Source organism: Cupriavidus sp. UME77 (assembly GCF_014170355.1).
GTDB lineage: Bacteria > Pseudomonadota > Gammaproteobacteria > Burkholderiales > Burkholderiaceae > Cupriavidus > Cupriavidus basilensis.
In genome coordinates this window covers 118051-134803 of record NZ_LZZU01000018.1, presented here as the reverse complement: position 1 = coordinate 134803, position 16753 = coordinate 118051, and the positions used below count along the sequence as shown (strand labels likewise).

The window sequence follows — 16753 nt, the reverse complement described above, 5'->3', positions numbered from 1 at the left end:
GTCAGGGCGATACGGATAAGGCGCGCCATGAAGGGGGCTTGCCCCCCTTCATGGCGCCGCCTGGCTTACATGCGCCGCGGCGCCGAGACGCCGATGACGGCCAGCCCGTTGCGCAGCACCTGGCGGGTGGCGGCCAGCATCGCCAGGCGAGCCAGCTTGACCGTCTCGTCGTCCACCAGCACGCGGTCGGAGTTGTAGAACGCGTGGAAATCGCCCGCCAGGTCCCGCAGGTAGAAGGCGACCGCATGCGGCGCCAGTTCACCCGCCGCTGCCGCCAGCATGTCCGGGAAATCGGCCAGGCGCTGGCCCAGCGCGAGCGCCTGCGGGGTAGCGTCGGCGCCGGTCACGGGGGCCAGGTCGGTGCCGGCCAGGGCAGGCAGCTTGGCCTCCCAGTCCGCGCCGCCCCAGGATTCGAAGATCGAGCAGATGCGGGCATGGGCGTACTGCACGTAATACACAGGGTTCTCGTCGTTCTGCTTGAGAGCCAGGTCGACGTCGAAGATGAATTCCGTATCGGCCTTGCGCGACAGCAGGAAAAAGCGCACCGCGTCGCGCCCGCGGGTGAAGTGCTCGGGCCAGTCAGCCACGCCGGCTTCCAGGCAGCCGCGGATGGTCTCGCCGCCTTCCGCGCCATTGCTCCACTCGATCAGGTCGCGCACGGTCACGTAGGAACCGGCGCGCTTGGAGATCTTGACCTCCTCGCCGTTCTTCATGACGGTGACCATCTTGTGCAGGATGTAGTCGGGGTAGCCTTTGGGGATGCCGATGTCCAGCCCCTGCAGGCCGGCGCGCACGCGGGCGATGGTGCCGTGGTGGTCGCTGCCCTGCACGTTGATGACCTTGGCGAAGCCGCGCTCCCACTTGCTGGTGTGGTAGGCCACGTCCGGCACGAAATAGGTATAGGTGCCGTCGGTCTTGCGCATGACGCGGTCCTTGTCGTCGCCTTCGTCGGTGGTGCGCAGCCACAGGGCGCCTTCGTTCTCGTAGGTCTTGCCCTTGGCCACCAGCGATTGCACCGCGGCTTCGACGCGGCCGTCGCTGTACAGCGAGGACTCCAGGTAGTAGCGGTCGAACTTGACGCCGAAGGCGCGCAGGTCGATGTCCTGCTCGTTGCGCAGGTAGGCCACGGCAAACTTGCGGATCGACTCGATGTCTTCGACGTTGCCGGAGGCCGTCACGGCGTCGCCGTCGGAGGCGCGCACGGTCTTGCCGGCCAGGAAATCGGCAGCGATGTCGGCGATGTAGTCGCCGTTGTAGGCCGACTCCGGCCACGCGGCATCGCCCGGCTTGAAGCCGCGGGCGCGCGCCTGCACCGATACGGCCAGGGTCTGGATCTGCACGCCGGCGTCGTTGTAGTAGAACTCGCGATGCACGGCAAAGCCCTGCCAGTCCAGCAGGTTGGCCAGCGCGTCGCCCAGTGCCGCCTGGCGGCCGTGGCCGACGTGCAGCGGGCCGGTCGGGTTGGCGGAGACAAACTCGACCAGCACCTGGCCGTGCACGCCCTGCGCCTTGGCGCCGTAGCGGTTGCCCTGCTCCAGCACCGCGCGCAGCACATCGGCCTTGGCGGCCGGCGTCAGGCGCAGGTTGATAAAGCCGGGACCGGCGATTTCCAGGCCGGCCACCAGCCCGGCGGTACGCGCGTCGGCCTTGACTGCGTCGACGATCTGCTGGGCCAGCTCCCGCGGGTTGCGCTTGAGCGCGCGGGCAACCTGCATGGCGAGGTTGCAGGCCAGGTCGCCGTGGGCGGCGACCTTCGGACGCTCGAAGACGGCGTCGGGCAGGGCGGTGTCGGCCGGGGCGATTGCGCGCACCGCGTCATTGAACGCAGCGGCAAGATTGGTGGTCTGAACTGGCAGCATGGATGTCGTGGCCCTGAGGCGGTTGTCTGGTGCCGTCGCGGCGGTTCTGCCGCGACGGCACCGTCACGGGCGGCATGTGGAGGCCGCGCCGCGTGGCAGGCAATGAATTGCAGAACGCAGAATTTTATCAGGTGCTATGCTGACATCATGCAGCAAGCCCAAAACCGGCCGTTGCGAGCCCCCTGCCCGGTCCCGGGACAAGCCGCGCGGCCATGGTTTTCGCCCATGTACTTCGCTGTACGCCAAGGAAAGGAAATATCATGCTGATCACCTTCAAATCCCACGCGTCGCAGGACCTCATCATGATGAGAGACCTCGCCGTGACGCTGCTGGGGATTATCGGCAAGCACCTGGGGGAGCGCGGGGTGATCACCATCGAGGAACTGCCACGCTGCATCCATATACTGGAAGCCGCCGTGACGGACGCCAAGAAGGTGCATCCGGCCGTATCGTCGGTCCATCCCGGCAAGAATGACGATGACAACGAGGAAGAGCCCCTGCACCTGGGCCAGCGCGCCTACCCCTTCCTCGATATGCTGCGCGCATCCCAGCGCGAGAGCACCGAGGTGATGTGGGGGGTGTAGGCAGTGCGCCGAATCCCCGCATAAGCGTAGATAGACAACAAGGTAGCCGGCGCCAGCCGGCCACCTTGTCTGCTCTTGCGCTCGCCGCTTCTTGTCCCTGCTTCCTGCCCCGGCCTCCTGGCCCCACGCCCCGCCCCACCCGTTCTCCATTCTCACGCTTACTCGCGCGCCCGGCAAAAAGAACCCAGCCGCTGATTTGGGCCGGGCGTGCCGGATCAGGAAGGAGATCCGGAAGGGGGAAAGAACTGTGTTGAACTGTGTTGGGAGAGCGCGGCCCACGCGGCAAATGAGGCGCATGCAGCACTGTCAGCCTGGCTGGCGCCTAAACGCTAACCCTTGTCCAACATGTCCGCGAGTTCGTCTGCGTGCTCTTCCTCGACCGCCAGTATTTCCTCCAGCATGCGGCGGGTGGTCGGATCGCGCTCGCCCAGGTACTGCACCATCTCGCGGTAGCTCTCGATGGCTATCCGTTCGGCCACCAGGTTTTCCTTGATCATGTCGGTCAGCGATCCGGCCGCGACATACTCGGCATGGCTGCGTGAGGTCAGGGTGTCCGGCGAGAAGTCCGGCGCCCCGCCCAGCTGCACGATGCGCGCCGCAATGCGGTCGGCGTGCCCTTGCTCCTCGTCGGAGTGCACCTTGAACTCGGCAGCGACCGGTTCCGCGTGGATGCCCTTTGCCATGAAGAAGTGGCGCCGGTAGCGCAGCACGCACACCAGCTCCGTGGCCAAGGCCTCGTTGAGCAGCTTCAGCACTGTGGTCCGGTCCGCGTCGTAGTCCTGGGTGACGGCGCCGTCCTCGATGTGCTTGCGGGCGCGTTCGCGCAGCGTCTTGACGTCCGACAGGAAGCCCCCGCTCGCGCCTTTCTCATTCCCGGCCTGCTGATCCTTGCCCTTGCCGGCGGTGGGCTTCTCTTTGGGCTTCTCTTTTACGGGGGTGTCCATGACAGTCATGCTCCTGTGGGGATGTTGGGGGATGGCCGCTGAGGGGGCCGCTTCACGGCTTCACTGTCTCATCAGGCTGGCCGTAATGCCTCGGTCAGTCGTTGCGGCTGCGGCTATTCGCTGCCATCAGCAAGCCGACGAAAGTGCCTACCGCCGCCGCGATACCGATCGCTTTCAACGGCGACGCCGCCACGCGCCGCTGCACGCCATCCACGGCATAGTCGACACGTTCGCGGGCACGGCTTGCGACGTGGTCGCGCAAGGCGCGCGTACGATCCTGCAACCGGCGTGCGGCTTGCTGCGCCTCGGACGAGCCTTCGCGCCCCAGCACCTCCATGGTTTGCTCGAGCTGGGCAATCAGCCGGCTGACCTCGCCGGCCACGGGTCCCGCGGCTTCGCGGGCGGCGCCGCGCGTATCGCGCGCGGCATGCCGGATCTGGCGCACCGTGCTCTCGGCGCTGTCAGCCAGGTGATTCACTTCTTTGCGGATCTTCGGATTGTTGGTCAACATCGGCTTATCTCCGTTTGGTCTGATGACGCACTGTGATGCGGTTCGTGCCGCCTGCCAGGAAATAGGGAAATCGGGGGGCTGCTTGAGCAGTGCGGGGCGGCGGCCCTGCCGACCGCCGCCCCGCCCGCGGCCTTCTCTGCCATCGCGCTGCCATTGCGAAAGCCGCGCCTGACGCCCCCTAGCGCCTGACCAGGCTGATCACAAACGTCACCAGCGCAACCACCAGGAAGATGAAGAACAGGATCTTGGCGATCTCGACCGCCCCTGCCGCGATGCCCCCAAAGCCGAATACCGCGGCGATCAGGGCAATGACAAAAAATACGAGTGCGTAGTGCAACATGGTGATGGCTCCCTAAGTGGATTGGGCTTGCCGCGCCGGCACGCGCACGCTTGGCCAGTGACAGCGGCTGGCGATTGCGATTGGCTATTTCACCGCCTTGAACACGGTCACGCCCAGGACAAGGAACAGCACGAACAGCACCAGGAAGATGAAGAACAGGATCTTGGCAATGCCGGCCGCACCGGCAGCAATACCTGTGAACCCCAGCAAGCCGGCGACCACGGAAACCACTGCAAAAATCAGTGCCCATTTCAGCATTGACGTTCTCCCTCTGTCTTCCCGAGCTGGCTTGACGCAGGGTGCGCAAGCTCATGGAACCATGGTAGAAAGCAGACCTCCGCCCAGACACCGCAGCCGCACCGATTCGCTTGTCAGCCAATTCCTACAGTCCGGGCGCCGGCGCGGCCTCGCGGGCAGCACCGGCGACGCGGCAGGTTGACCGCAGACCGTCGATGTGCTTCCATCGTCGCAGACAAGGTGCAGGCCAGGCGCGGCGCCGCATGGTGCGGGAGACGCCGCGCCGGCCCGGCGCCCGACATCGGGAAACGAACATGTTCAAGCAGTCACTGCTGCGCTCGACCTTGCTTCTGGCGGGCGGCATCGTGCTTACCGTGGTGGTGCTGATCGCCTCCGAGGCGGGCAACATCCGCTTGCGCCAGGGCTATACGCAAGTCATCCAGTCGCAGCAAGTACAGGGCCAGATCAACTCCCTGCTCGGCGAGCTGGTCACCGCCGAAGCCGGCCAGCGTGGCTTCCTGCTGACCGGCAAGGAAAGCTACCTCCAACCTTACTACCAGGCCGTGCCGCGCATCAATGCGCTGATGAGCGCGCTGCGCAACCGCTACGCGGACGACCCGGAGGCGCTCAAGCTGTTCACCGAGGCCTCCACCGCCGTCAGCCGCAAGCTCACCGAGATGGACCTGACACTGATCTACGGCAAGCGCGACGTGGAAGTGGCGCTCGACCTGGTCCGCACGGACTTCGGCAAGCAGACGATGGACAACGCGCGGCGCGGACTGGAGACCTTGCTGCAACGCGAGGCCAAATCGGTGTCGCAGAGCCTGGAGTACGCCGACCGCGACCTTGCTCTGTCGCGCTACGGCATCGGCCTGCTGACCGCCATCAATATCGTGCTGCTGATCGTGGTGGGCTTGCAGCATTCGCGCCGCATGGCGGTCTCGGAAGCGGCACGCAGCGAGCTAGAGGAGGAAAGCGCGCGCCTGGACGGCATGGTGCGCTCGCGCACACGCCAGCTATCGGCGCTGGCATCCCACCTGCAGCGCGTGACCGAGGACGAGAAGACGCGGCTGGCGCGCGAGTTGCACGACGAGCTGGGCGCCATCCTGACCGCCACCAAGCTTGATATGCACTGGGTGCGCCGCCGCGTCCAGGACACCCACCCGGATGTGGCGGAAAAGCTCACCCGCGTGATGCTGCACGTGGACCAGGGGATCCAGATCAAACGGCGCCTGATCGAGGACCTGCGGCCCACCGTGCTGCTCAACCTGGGCCTGAAGGAAGCCGTCGGCCAGCTGGTGGAGGAAGTGGCGGCGCGCAACCAGTGGGAGACGGATGTGCAGCTGGCAGAGGCGGTGCCGCCGCTGCGCGACGACGCGGCCATCGCCCTTTACCGTATCGTGCAGGAGTCGCTCACCAACGCCAGCAAGTACGCGCAAGCGCAGCGCGTGTCCATCGAGCTCGATTGCGCCGGCGGCGTGCTCTCGCTGGCAATCAGCGACAACGGGCGCGGGCTGCCGGAGGACTTCGAATCGCGGCGCTCGGTGGGGCACCATGGCCTGCTGGGGATGGAGCAGCGCGTGATCGCGCTGGGCGGCACGCTTGAGCTCCAGTCGGAACCCGGTGCCGGCGTCACCATCCGGGTGGTGGTGCCGCTCACCGATGCCATCGTAGCGCCGCCGCGCGACGATGAGGACGAGCTCGACGGCCTGGGGGACCCCGGCGAGCAGCCGCAGGACGAGTCCACCGGCACGCCGCCGGCCAACTAGCCAGCCAAGCTGGTGAAAAATGGAAAAGGGGCTCCGCGGAGCCCCTTTTCCATTCCTCTTGTCCACCTGTTCTCTTGCCCGGTTGCCATGCACACGGCACGGCGGCGGGCACCTTTACATCTTCTGCTTGGTGCTCTCGGCGGCGCCTTGCACCTTCTCGCCGCCCTTCTCGATGTCCTTGCCAGCACCGGCCATCGTGTTGCAACCGGTTACCAGGACCACACCTGCCAGGGCACACAGCGCCATCAGCTTTCTCATGATTCTCTCCTTGCTCTAGGTTGACGCGGCATGGCCGCGATTGGAACTGCTGGTACTGACAATTCGGTCGACACGGTCGATGCGGTCAATACGGATTCAGTCACCTGCCTGCGCGTACTCCTCGATCACCCGGAACACCTGCTCGAGCTCAAGCGACTTGTCAAAGAAATAGTCCGCGCCGGCCTCGGCGCACTGCCGCCGGTAGGTAGGCACCTGGGCATGATTGGTGTAAACGATGCGGATGCCCGGCGCGTCGGTCTTCTGCAAGGCGCGCAGCACGTTGATCCCGTTGCCCTGCCGCAACTGCAGGTCGACGACGACGACCTCGTACCTGCCCGCCTCATAGAGGCGCAGCGCTGCGCTTTCGGTATCCGCCCAATCCACGACTTCGATAAACGGAAACGCGTTCAGGTATTCAAGCAACATACCCCGCAACACCGCTGAGTCCTCGATTAGCAGGACCCGCAGCGCGCGATACGAGGTGGCCGCAGCTTGATCCAACATGGTTACATGGTAGCAACAGAGTATAGGGAGAGACCATCGGCGTCCGTCCTACAGCAGCGTCAGGCAAACGCGGCAGAGTGCCGTGGAATGCGCCTTGCCTTTGCGGCGCCTACTCCACCAGGCCGTTCTTGATCGCGTAGTAGGTCAGGTCGGCATTGGTCTTCATGCCCATCTTTTCCAGGATGCGCGAGCGATAGGTGCTGACCGTCTTGACGCTCAGGAACAGCTCCTCGGCGATCACCGAGACCGACTGCCCGCGCGAGAGCTTGCAGAAGATCTGGAACTCGCGCTTGGACAAGGTCTGGTGCAGCGGCTGGTTGGTGGGCTTGTCGAGCCCGCCGATAAGCAGGTCCGCCACGTTGGCGCTGACATAGCGCCGGCCCTGGGCCACGGTGCGGATGGCCTTGACGAGATCGTCGGGCGCGCTTTCCTTGGTCAGGTAGCCGGAAGCGCCCGCGCGGATCAGGTTGATGGCGTACTGGTCTTCCGGGTAGGTGGAGAGGATCAGCACCGGCAGGTCGGGATGGCGCTGGCGCAGCAGCTTGAGCACGTCGATGCCGTTGCGGTCGGGCATCGAGATATCGAGCACCACCACATCGAACTCGAGCTCACGCAGCCGTACCATGACTTCGTCGCCGCTGGCTGCCTCGCCCTCCACCCGGATATCGGGCTCGTCGGCAATAAACTGCCGCAGACCGGCGCGCACGATCTGGTGATCGTCGGCGATCAAAACGCGAATCATGATGTCTCCCTGGGCATGGATGCACCAGCTCTCAGGAGCGGCCGGGCTAATGCATTGTAGTGCTTACAAAACCACCCGACTGTCGGTGTAAGACTGACAGGCTCCCAGCTGGCCGCGCCAATGAAAAAGGGACGGGGTGAACCCGTCCCTGTGCTCCAGCATGCCAGGCTTGCCGGCCTGGCCAGGCTTACTGGGCCTTGGTCGCCGCGCCGGTGTCGGCGGCCGCGCTGGTTTCGGTTGCTGCCTCGCCCTTCTTGGTCTTGGCGTGGCTGCTGTGCTTCTTGGTCTTGGCGGTCGACTTGGCGTGCGTGCCGGCGGCGGCGTCGGCGCCAGCCTTGGCGTCCACGCCCTTGTCGGCGCTGGCCGAAGCGCCCAGGCCAGCGTTCACACCTGCGCTGGCGGCTGCACCCTTGTCGGCGGGCGCGCTGATCGCGGGCGCCGCCTTGGCGCCGATGGCGCCAGCCTTCGCATCAACGCCGGTTCCTTGTGCCATGGCCAGCGAGGAAGCGGCAGCGATCGAGAGAGCGGAAAGGGAGATCAGCAGTTTGTTCATGGAGAGGCTCCTAGCAGTTTGCGCCGCTGCGAAACATTCGCTGCGGTGTTCACTTGATGTGAGCCCTCAGTCTAGGGACGCAGACCCGCGCGGTCTGTTAGGAGATGTAATGCCTTGTAAGGAGTAGTGAAGAACTTACAAAGGCACATGGATGCGCCTAAAGAGGCTTTTCCCTGCTGGCCCAATGGCTTGCGATGGCGCGGCGGTGCAAAACGCCGCCGCGCCGGCACGCAAGTGGTTACAGGTTTGGCGCGAGCGCGCGCTCCAGCACGCTGCGTTCTTCGCCGCGGCGCGCCACCATATCGTCCAGCTGGTCCTCGCCGATCTTGCCGACCGAGAAATACGTCGACTCCGGATGCGCCAGGTAGAAGCCGCTCACCGAAGCGGCCGGCGTCATCGCCAGCGAGTCGGTGATGCCCATGCCGATCTCGGCGGCGTTGAGGAACTCGAACATCGGCGCCTTGACCGTATGCTCCGGGCAGGCAGGATAGCCCGGCGCCGGACGGATGCCGCGATAGGTCTCGGCGATCAGTTGCTCGTTGGTCAGCACTTCGCCGGCGTCGTAGCCCCACAGATCGCGGCGCACGCGCTCGTGCAGGCATTCGGCAAAGGCTTCGGCCAGGCGGTCGGCCAGCGACTTCAGCATGATCGCGCTGTAGTCGTCATGGTCGGCCTCGAACTGCGCTTCCTTCTTGTCCACGCCGATGCCGGCGGTGACGGCGAACACGCCGATGTAGTCGGCAATGCCGCTGTCCTTGGGCGCGACGAAGTCGGCCAGGCAGCGGTTGGGGCGCATCACGCCATCGATCACCGGGCGCTCGCTTTGCTGGCGCAGGTTGTGCCAGGTCAGCGCGACCTGGCTGCGGGTCTCGTCGGTGTAGATCTCGATGTCGTCGTCGTTGACGGTGTTGGCCGGCAGCAGGGCCAGCACTCCGTTGGCCGTCAGCCAGCGGCCCTGGATCAGGCGCGACAGCATGGCCTTGCCATCCGAGAACACGCGGCGGGCGGATTCGCCGACGATCTCGTCATTGAGGATGTCGGGGAATTTGCCCGCCAGGTCCCAGGTCTGGAAGAACGGGGCCCAGTCGATATAGTTGGCGAGCTCCGTCAGGTCGTAGTTGCGGAAGATGCGCCGGCCGATGAATTTCGGCTTGGGTGGCACGTAGGCGCTCCAGTCCACCGGCGTCTTGTTGGCGCGGGCCTTGGCCAGCGACACCATCGGCGTGGCCTTCTTGTTGGCGTGCTGGTGGCGGATGCGTTCGTAGTCGGTCTTCAGCTCGTCCAGGTACCTGGCCGCGCCATCGTCGGACAGCAGGCTGGACGCCACGCTGACCGAGCGCGAGGCGTCCGGCACGTAGACCACCGGGCCCTCGTAGTGCGGCGCGATCTTGACCGCGGTGTGCACGCGCGAGGTGGTGGCGCCACCGATCAGCAGCGGGATCTTCTTGATGCGGAAGTAGTCGTCGCGCTGCATCTCGGAGGCAACGTAGGCCATTTCCTCGAGCGACGGCGTGATCAGCCCGGACAGGCCGACGATGTCTGCGCCCTCGACCTTGGCGCGCGCCAGGATCTCGTTGCACGGGACCATCACGCCCATGTTGACCACTTCGAAGTTATTGCACTGGAGCACCACCGAGACGATGTTCTTGCCGATGTCGTGCACGTCGCCCTTGACGGTGGCGATGACGATCTTGCCGCGCGCCTTGACGTCGCCGCCGGCCTCGGCCAGCAGGCGCTTTTCTTCCTCGATGTAGGGCAACAGGTGAGCCACGGCCTGCTTCATCACGCGGGCGCTCTTGACCACCTGCGGCAGGAACATCTTGCCGGCGCCGAACAGGTCGCCCACGATATTCATGCCATCCATCAGCGGGCCCTCGATCACCTCGATCGTGCGGCCGCCGCGCGCTTCCACCTGCTGGCGCACTTCCTCGGTGTCTTCCACGATGAAGGTGGTCAGGCCATGCACCAGCGCGTGCGACAAGCGGTCGGCCACCGGCACCGGGTTCTCCGGGGTGCCGCGCCACAGCAGGTTTTCCTCTTTCTTCGCGCCACCGCCCTTGTAGCGGTCGGCGATCTCCAGCAGGCGGTCGGTGCTGTCCTCGCGGCGGTTGAGTACCACGTCTTCCACGCGCTCGCGCAGCTCGGCGTCGAGCTGGTCGTACACGCCGAGCTGGCCGGCGTTGACGATGCCCATGTCCATGCCCGCCTTGATGGCGTGATACAGGAACACGGTGTGGATGGCTTCGCGCACCGCGTCGTTGCCGCGGAACGAGAACGATACGTTGGACACGCCGCCGCTGACCTTGGCGTACGGCAGGTTCTGCTTGATCCAGGCGGTGGCTTCGATGAAGTCCACTGCATAGTTGTTGTGCTCTTCGATGCCGGTCGCCACCGCGAAGATGTTCGGGTCGAAGATGATGTCTTCGGGCGGGAAGCCGACTTCATTGACCAGGATGTCGTAGCTGCGCTTGCAGATCTCGGTCTTGCGGGCAAAGGTGTCGGCCTGGCCCTGCTCGTCGAAGGCCATCACCACGGACGCGGCGCCGTAGCGGCGGATCAGCTCGGCGTGATGGCGGAACTGTTCCTCGCCTTCCTTGAGCGAGATCGAGTTGACCACGGGCTTGCCCTGCACGCACTTCAGGCCGGCCTCGATCACTTCCCACTTGGACGAGTCCAGCATGATGGGCACGCGCGCGATATCGGGCTCGGAGGCGATCAGGTTGAGGAACCTCACCATGGCCGCCTTGGAGTCCAGCATGGCTTCGTCCATGTTGATGTCGATGATCTGCGCGCCGTTCTCGACCTGCTGGCGGGCGACCACCAGCGCATCGTCGAACTGGCCGTTCAGGATCATGCGGGCGAAGGCCTTGGAGCCGGTGACGTTGGTGCGCTCGCCGACGTTGACGAAGAGCGTGTCTTCATCGATGGTGAAAGGCTCGAGGCCGGACAGGCGCATCGGACGCGGCGGCAGGGTATCGTTGGTCATGGCTTGATCTTGTTCTGTGGGCTCGCGATGCGAGTTCAGGCGGCGTCGCGGTACTGGCCGGGCCAGGTGCGCGGCTTCTTGCTGGCCACGCGCTCGGCAATGGCGGCGATGTGCTCGGGCGTGGTGCCGCAGCAGCCGCCCACCAGGTTCACCAGGCCGGACGCGGCAAACTCCTCTACCAGCGACGACGTGACCTCCGGGGTTTCGTCAAAGCCGGTATCGCTCATCGGGTTGGGCAGGCCGGCGTTCGGATAGCACGACACAGCCGCGTCGCAGATCTTGGCCAGCTCGGCAATGTAGGGGCGCATCAACGTGGCGCCGAGCGCGCAGTTCAGCCCGAAGGTGATCGGGCGGGCGTGGCGCAGGCTGTTCCAGAAGGCTTCCACCGTCTGGCCGGAGAGAATGCGCCCGGAGGCGTCGGTGACCGTGCCGGAGATCATCACGGGCAGGCGCTCGCCGGTGTCTTCGAACAACTGGTCGATGGCGAACAGCGCGGCCTTGGCATTGAGCGTATCGAAGATGGTTTCCACCAGGAATACGTCGGCACCGCCTTCCAGCAGACCCTTGCCCTGCTCGTAGTACGAGTGGCGCAGCTCTTCGAAGGTCACGTTGCGCGCGCCCGGGTCGTTCACGTCCGGCGAGATGCTCGCGGTCTTGGGTGTGGGGCCGAAGGCGCCGGCCACAAAGCGCGGCTTGTCGGGCGTGCTGTACTTGTCGCAAGCCTCGCGCGCCAGCCGGGCGGCGACGACGTTCATCTCGTACGCCAGGTCCGCCATCTTGTAGTCTTCCTGGGCCACGCCCGTCGCACCAAATGTATTGGTCTCGATCAGGTCGGCGCCGGCGGCCAGGTATTGCTCGTGGATCTCGCTGATGACCTGCGGGCGGCTCAGCAGCAGCAGTTCGTTGTTGCCCTTGACGTCGACATGGTGCCCGGCGAAACGCTCGCCGCGGTAATCCGCCTCGGTCAGCTTGTAGCGCTGGATCATGGTGCCCATGGCACCATCCAGGATCAGGATGCGCTCGCGCAGCAGGGCCGGCAGGTTGGCCGCCCGGGTGTAGGGACGCGCGGGAGGAAGCGAGGCGGAACGTGGGGCGGCGCTCATGTGGAACTCGACAGCAAGAGAAAAGACTGCGATTTTATCAGTTACATCAATGGTTTGCGGAATAACGGCAGCATCCGGGCAGTGCAGCCAGCGGCGCTCGCGGGTTGCCGCGCGGCACCGCCCGGCCCTACACTGGGGCACATTCGCCCTCATGCCCATTCACGGAAAGCCTTGCCCATGCAACACCTCAGCCCCGGCGACGCACAAACGCTCCTCAGCGAGTCGCCCGATGCGCTCTTCATCGATTGCCGCAGCGAAATGGAGTACCTCTTCGTCGGGCACCCCAAGGGGGCACACAACGTGCCCTGGAACGATGGCCCCGACTGGGAGGTGAACCCGCATTTCGTGCAGTCGGTGAAGAAGCTCGCCGGCCAGGCATCGGCGCGCCCGGTGCTGCTGATCTGCCGCAGCGGCAACCGCTCGACAGCCGCCGCGCGGGCCCTGGAGGGTGCCGGGTTTTCTAGCGTCTACAACGTGCTGCATGGCTTCGAGGGCGACCTCGACGCCGAGCGCCACCGCAATACGCTCAATGGCTGGCGCCATGCCGGGCTGCCCTGGGAACAGTATTAGCAATATGGGATGACCGGAAGCTGGCCTGGAACGGAGGCCGGGAACAGATCCTGAAAGCTTGAAAGCCCGATGCCTGAAAGCAAGAAGCCCGCGGTGTGCGCGGGCTTCTTGCTATTTCTCCATGGCTTGGCTTGCCGGCCCGTCACGCGACGCAAAGCCGGCAAAGCCAACCGCGGAGCCTAGTGCATCACTAGCGGGTGAATCATCACTGTATCGAACTTGCCAAGGAAATCATCCACCTCTTCCACCGACGGCTCGCTTTCGATCAGACGCGTCACGTCCGCGCGAAAGCTCTCGGCCATCTGGCCACCGAGGAAAATCTCGCGTTTCAGGTTCTTGTCCACGATTTCATAGCCGCCAGAGGCAAGAGGCGCATGCTCGACATCCGCACCAAACTCGACAATGCAGTAATTGTCGCTGTTGTAGATCATTTGCATGGCATACCTCCTGGCTGTCATGGGTCAAGCGGCGGGCGACTGATTATTTCGATAACCGGCACACTGGCCGGTTGCCCTCCGCGATTTCACCTCCAAGCTGAGGGTGTTTGCCGTGTTTTCAAGTTCTGCTTCGGCAAACCGCAGGTTTTAAGCGTTCCCTCACTACATTGGGCAACGGCCATCCCAGCAAGTTCTTGAGTTTGGTGGGAAAGCTACCGCCCACTGTTCTGCCTTGAGCGCCAAGGTTCGTCTCAGGGTACATCGCACTGTGCGCCGCAAGCCGCATTACCGAGGAAAGCATCCAGCACGGCATGAAAGCGGTCCGCCTGCTCGATATGGGCAAGATGCGCGGCGTAAGGCAGGATTTCGAGCCGGGCACCGGGAATGGCGGCGGCAATCTCGCGGGCCATCGCCGGCGGCGCCCCCAGGTCCTCCTCGCCGGCCACTACCAGAGTAGGACAATGAATCCGCGAAATCGCCCCGGCCAGGTCAAATGCCATGATGGCCTGGCAGGTTCCGACGTACCCGTGCACGGGCGTGGCCAGCAGCATCTCGCGCACGCGGGCCACCTCCTGCGGATGCGCGCCGCTGAATGGTGCGCTGAACCAGCGCTGCATGGTGCTGTCGGCAACGCCCGCCATGCCATGTGCTTCCACCTGGCCGATGCGCTCATGCCACATCGGGTGGACATCCAGCGGCGTGCGGTTGACGGTCGCGACCAGGGTCAGTGACAGCAAACGCTCGGGATGGCGCACGGCCGCGGTCTGGCCAATCATGCCGCCTACCGAGACGCCGACGAAATGCGCAGCCGGCACCTCGAGCACATCCATCAGGCAGGCCACGTCGTCGGCCAGGCGGATCATCGAGTAGGCGCCGATCGGCGCATCGCTCTGGCCGTGCCCGCGCAGGTCGTAGCGCAGCACGCGATAACGCGGTGCCAGGTGGCGCGCCGTGGCATCCCACAAGGTGTGATTGGCGCCCAGCGCATGCGCCAGGACCACCCAGGGGCCGTCGCCCCCGTCGATGCGTACGTGCAGGCTGATATCGCCCACGCGCACGCGGCGGGTCTCGGATGGTGGCAGGGTGGCGCTCATGACGGGTCTCCGGATGTTGGTGAAAACACGGTGAACCACAGCGGCGGCCGAGGCCGCAGCTTGCGGATGGCTTGAGGACGGGCTTCATCAGTCGGCCTGAAAACAGCTTGCAGGCTCAGCGCAGCGGTTCGCTATCGCGATAAACGAGTTCGATCTGCGTGCCGTCGGGCTCCGTCTGCTGCAGCTTCACTGGCATCCACTGCAGCGACTGCGCCAGCCACACTTCCACGCGCCGGCGATCATTGGCATGGCGCGGCAGCCGCACGAAGTGCTTGGCCCGCACCGAGCCATGGCCAGTATCCACCTCCTCGTCCCCCACATACTGCACCTGCATGGGCTCCAGGTCACGCGTATCCGCCACATCGAAGGTTTCCGTCACGCCCGGCGTGGCGTAGCGCTGCGGATTGCCCCGCACCAGCCCCACCAGTTGCAGGAACACGCTGAAACGGTCCTGGCCCGCGGCCGGCAGCGGCTCCTGCTTGCCGCGCCCCTCGAAGACGAGCGTGCCGGCAGCGCGATCGAAGCGTGCCGCCTCGACGCGGTTACGGCGGCTCTCCTCATAGCGCTCGGGCGCGAGGCCGCGCTCGTTGAGCGCGCCGGTGCTGTGAAAGGCGAAGCGGAACCACAGCACCCGTGTCTCCACAGCGAGCTGGTAGTGCGTGCTGTCGTGCTGCCAGCGGATCAGGCCGTCCGGGTTCTGCACGCCATTGACGAAGCTGGCGTAGTGCAGCAGCGTGGATGGGGGCGCCGAGTAGCGGACGTTGTCAGGGGGCGCCGCGGCCTGCGCGGCCGCCGGCGCGGATGCGGGCGCCGCACTGCTCCCGGCGCCGCCAGCGGCGCTCGCCATGGAAGGGCCGGCGCCAGGCGTGGCAAGCAGCGCTGGCGCCTCGGGGGCGGCGGGTGCCTCAACCGGGGGTTCAGGCGTTGGCGTGGGCTCGGCGCGCGCCGCCGGAGGCCGCTTTGGTGCGGCCGGGACCGGGCGTGGCGGCGCTACGGGTGCCGGTGGCGCCGGCGGCGGCAGCAGGATGGCTTCGAGCGGCGGCGGCGCGGTCGGGTCCCGCGGCAGCCCAGGCATATGCAGCAGGCCCAGCACCGCCAGCAAGTGGGCAGCCAGCACCAGCGCAAGCGCCACCGCCCAGCGCAGGCGGCGCAAGGTCGGCTTACGGGTGTGGGCCGTTCGGCCCGCTCGTCGGGCTGCCACCAAGGTAACCAAGCTCCGAAGAAATCTGCCGGGCAATATCGCGCACATGACGGTCGACCGTCCCGCCCCATTCTGCATCGAATACGCTCTGCGCGCCCAGCACGATCAGCGCCATCGCCACGTGGCCGTTGGCATCGAACACCGGCATCGAAAACGCATTGATGCCCGGCAGCACGCCGCCCTTCACACGTGCCGCGCCGTGGGCGCGAACGTCTTCGCAGACCACGTCATAGTCGGCCAGCGAGCGCGGCAGGTCAGGAATATCGTCATGGCCGCGCTCCGCCAGTTCCCGTTCGACCAGCGGCCGCGTCTGTTGTTTCGGCAGGTAGGCGCCGTACAGCCTGCCGGTGGCGGAGTTGAGCATGGGCATCACGTCGCCCAGGCGCAGGCTGACCGTGACCGGGTGGCTGGACTCCTCCCAGTGCACGATGGTCGGGCCGTGGTTGCCCCAGACGGCGATGCCAATGGTCTGGTCCATCTCGTCGCGCAATTGCGACAGGATCGGGCGGGCCTTCTTGACCGGGTCGAGTCGATTGAGGCCGGCGAGGCCCAGTTGCAGCGCGAACGGCCCGAGATCGTAGCGCCCGCCAACCGGGTCCTGCACCACCACACCGAGCCGCTGGAAGCTGACCAGGTAGCGATGCGCCTTGGCCGGATTCATGTCGGCGGCGGCGGCAAGGTCGCGCAGCATCATGGCGCGCGGCGATGCCGCCAGCGCCTGCAGCAGCTTGAAGCCAACCTCGATCGACTGGATGCCGGAACGCAGCTTGGAATCGTCTTCTTCAGGTTCGGTCATGCGGCAACGGGGGCAAGAAATTGAAAAAGAAATGCATCAATCACACATACCGGCTGCGCGCATGCAAAGCAATCATGCCGCCCGGCCCATAAATTTACTATAGCGAAATCGATTTACCAATTTTTAAACCGTCGGTAGACTTTGAGCGCACCTTTGAGCGCACATACGCACATATACAGGTCGGGGCGAATCGATATCTTCGGCACCGGCCAATACCGGCGCGGGCATGCCGCCATCCAATCCAGATGGCGCGGCGCGGCCGCTT

General features: G+C 65.4%; 18 protein-coding genes. 3 read left to right on the top strand and 15 right to left on the bottom strand.

Translation table 11 applies throughout. The features are described from left to right. Window positions 1-65: 65 nt before the first annotated feature. Window positions 66-1859, bottom strand: a complete 1794-nt coding sequence (argS, locus tag A9975_RS08015) for an arginine--tRNA ligase (RefSeq protein WP_183032129.1) — start codon at window positions 1857-1859, stop codon at window positions 66-68. A 260-nt stretch (window positions 1860-2119) separates the two neighbouring features. On the opposite strand from argS, the gene A9975_RS08010 reads away from it, so the two are divergent. Then, a complete protein-coding gene (locus tag A9975_RS08010; RefSeq protein WP_174428343.1) occupies window positions 2120-2443 on the top strand; it encodes a DUF1840 domain-containing protein in 324 nt (107 codons plus the stop codon). A gap of 329 nt (window positions 2444-2772) precedes the next feature. Here A9975_RS08010 and A9975_RS08005 read toward each other — a convergent pair whose 3' ends face one another. From A9975_RS08005 to A9975_RS07990, 4 genes are all read right to left on the bottom strand, one after another. Beyond that, complete coding sequence (locus A9975_RS08005; protein ID WP_183032128.1) at window positions 2773-3387, bottom strand: bacterioferritin; 615 nt, start codon at window positions 3385-3387, stop codon at window positions 2773-2775. Between the two features lie 94 nt (window positions 3388-3481). Next, window positions 3482-3898, bottom strand: coding sequence for a DUF883 family protein (locus A9975_RS08000; protein ID WP_183032127.1), 417 nt, complete (start codon window positions 3896-3898; stop codon window positions 3482-3484). Between the two features lie 178 nt (window positions 3899-4076). Next, a complete protein-coding gene (locus tag A9975_RS07995; RefSeq protein ID WP_150992526.1) occupies window positions 4077-4238 on the bottom strand; it encodes a DUF1328 domain-containing protein in 162 nt (53 codons plus the stop codon). An 84-nt stretch (window positions 4239-4322) separates the two neighbouring features. Next, window positions 4323-4496: a DUF1328 family protein gene (locus tag A9975_RS07990; RefSeq protein ID WP_035859073.1), complete on the bottom strand. Its 174-nt coding sequence runs from the start codon at window positions 4494-4496 to the stop codon at window positions 4323-4325. 293 nt (window positions 4497-4789) lie between these two features. Here A9975_RS07990 and A9975_RS07985 point away from each other — a divergent pair, with 293 nt between their 5' ends. After that, entirely contained in the window at window positions 4790-6244 is a 1455-nt protein-coding gene (locus A9975_RS07985; protein ID WP_183032126.1) for a CHASE3 domain-containing protein, read from the top strand. A gap of 114 nt (window positions 6245-6358) precedes the next feature. Here A9975_RS07985 and A9975_RS07980 read toward each other — a convergent pair whose 3' ends face one another. From A9975_RS07980 to A9975_RS07955, 6 genes are all read right to left on the bottom strand, one after another. Then, window positions 6359-6502 (bottom strand): entericidin A/B family lipoprotein, encoded by a 144-nt coding sequence (locus tag A9975_RS07980; RefSeq protein WP_035859076.1) that lies wholly within the window; start codon window positions 6500-6502, stop codon window positions 6359-6361. 96 nt (window positions 6503-6598) lie between these two features. After that, window positions 6599-7006 (bottom strand): response regulator, encoded by a 408-nt coding sequence (locus tag A9975_RS07975; RefSeq protein WP_183032125.1) that lies wholly within the window; start codon window positions 7004-7006, stop codon window positions 6599-6601. A 109-nt stretch (window positions 7007-7115) separates the two neighbouring features. Continuing rightward, window positions 7116-7748: a response regulator transcription factor gene (locus A9975_RS07970; RefSeq protein WP_150992532.1), complete on the bottom strand. Its 633-nt coding sequence runs from the start codon at window positions 7746-7748 to the stop codon at window positions 7116-7118. 187 nt (window positions 7749-7935) lie between these two features. After that, complete coding sequence (locus A9975_RS07965) at window positions 7936-8301, bottom strand: hypothetical protein (RefSeq protein WP_183032124.1); 366 nt, start codon at window positions 8299-8301, stop codon at window positions 7936-7938. Between the two features lie 238 nt (window positions 8302-8539). Beyond that, window positions 8540-11287 (bottom strand): methionine synthase, encoded by a 2748-nt coding sequence (gene metH / locus A9975_RS07960; RefSeq protein WP_183032123.1) that lies wholly within the window; start codon window positions 11285-11287, stop codon window positions 8540-8542. Window positions 11288-11322: 35 nt separating this feature from the next. Further along, entirely contained in the window at window positions 11323-12390 is a 1068-nt protein-coding gene (locus A9975_RS07955; protein WP_174428352.1) for a homocysteine S-methyltransferase family protein, read from the bottom strand. 177 nt (window positions 12391-12567) lie between these two features. Between A9975_RS07955 and A9975_RS07950 the strand changes: the two genes are divergently transcribed. Then, window positions 12568-12960, top strand: a complete 393-nt coding sequence (locus A9975_RS07950) for a rhodanese-like domain-containing protein (RefSeq protein WP_183032122.1) — start codon at window positions 12568-12570, stop codon at window positions 12958-12960. 179 nt (window positions 12961-13139) lie between these two features. Here the strand turns inward: A9975_RS07950 and A9975_RS07945 are convergent, their stop codons facing one another. The 4 genes from A9975_RS07945 to A9975_RS07930 form a co-directional block, all read right to left on the bottom strand. Then, on the bottom strand, window positions 13140-13397 hold the full coding sequence (locus A9975_RS07945) for a DUF3567 domain-containing protein (protein WP_006161303.1): 258 nt from the start codon (window positions 13395-13397) through the stop codon (window positions 13140-13142). A 251-nt stretch (window positions 13398-13648) separates the two neighbouring features. Next, the gene (gene pcaD, locus A9975_RS07940) at window positions 13649-14491 is read right to left on the bottom strand and encodes a 3-oxoadipate enol-lactonase (protein ID WP_183032121.1); all 843 of its coding nucleotides are present in this window, start codon (window positions 14489-14491) and stop codon (window positions 13649-13651) included. 115 nt (window positions 14492-14606) lie between these two features. Beyond that, window positions 14607-15692: a DUF3108 domain-containing protein gene (locus A9975_RS07935; protein ID WP_370564127.1), complete on the bottom strand. Its 1086-nt coding sequence runs from the start codon at window positions 15690-15692 to the stop codon at window positions 14607-14609. Continuing rightward, a complete protein-coding gene (locus A9975_RS07930; RefSeq protein ID WP_150993486.1) occupies window positions 15652-16488 on the bottom strand; it encodes an IclR family transcriptional regulator in 837 nt (278 codons plus the stop codon). Before A9975_RS07930 ends, A9975_RS07935 begins: the two co-directional genes overlap by 41 nt. Window positions 16489-16753: the final 265 nt, after the last annotated feature.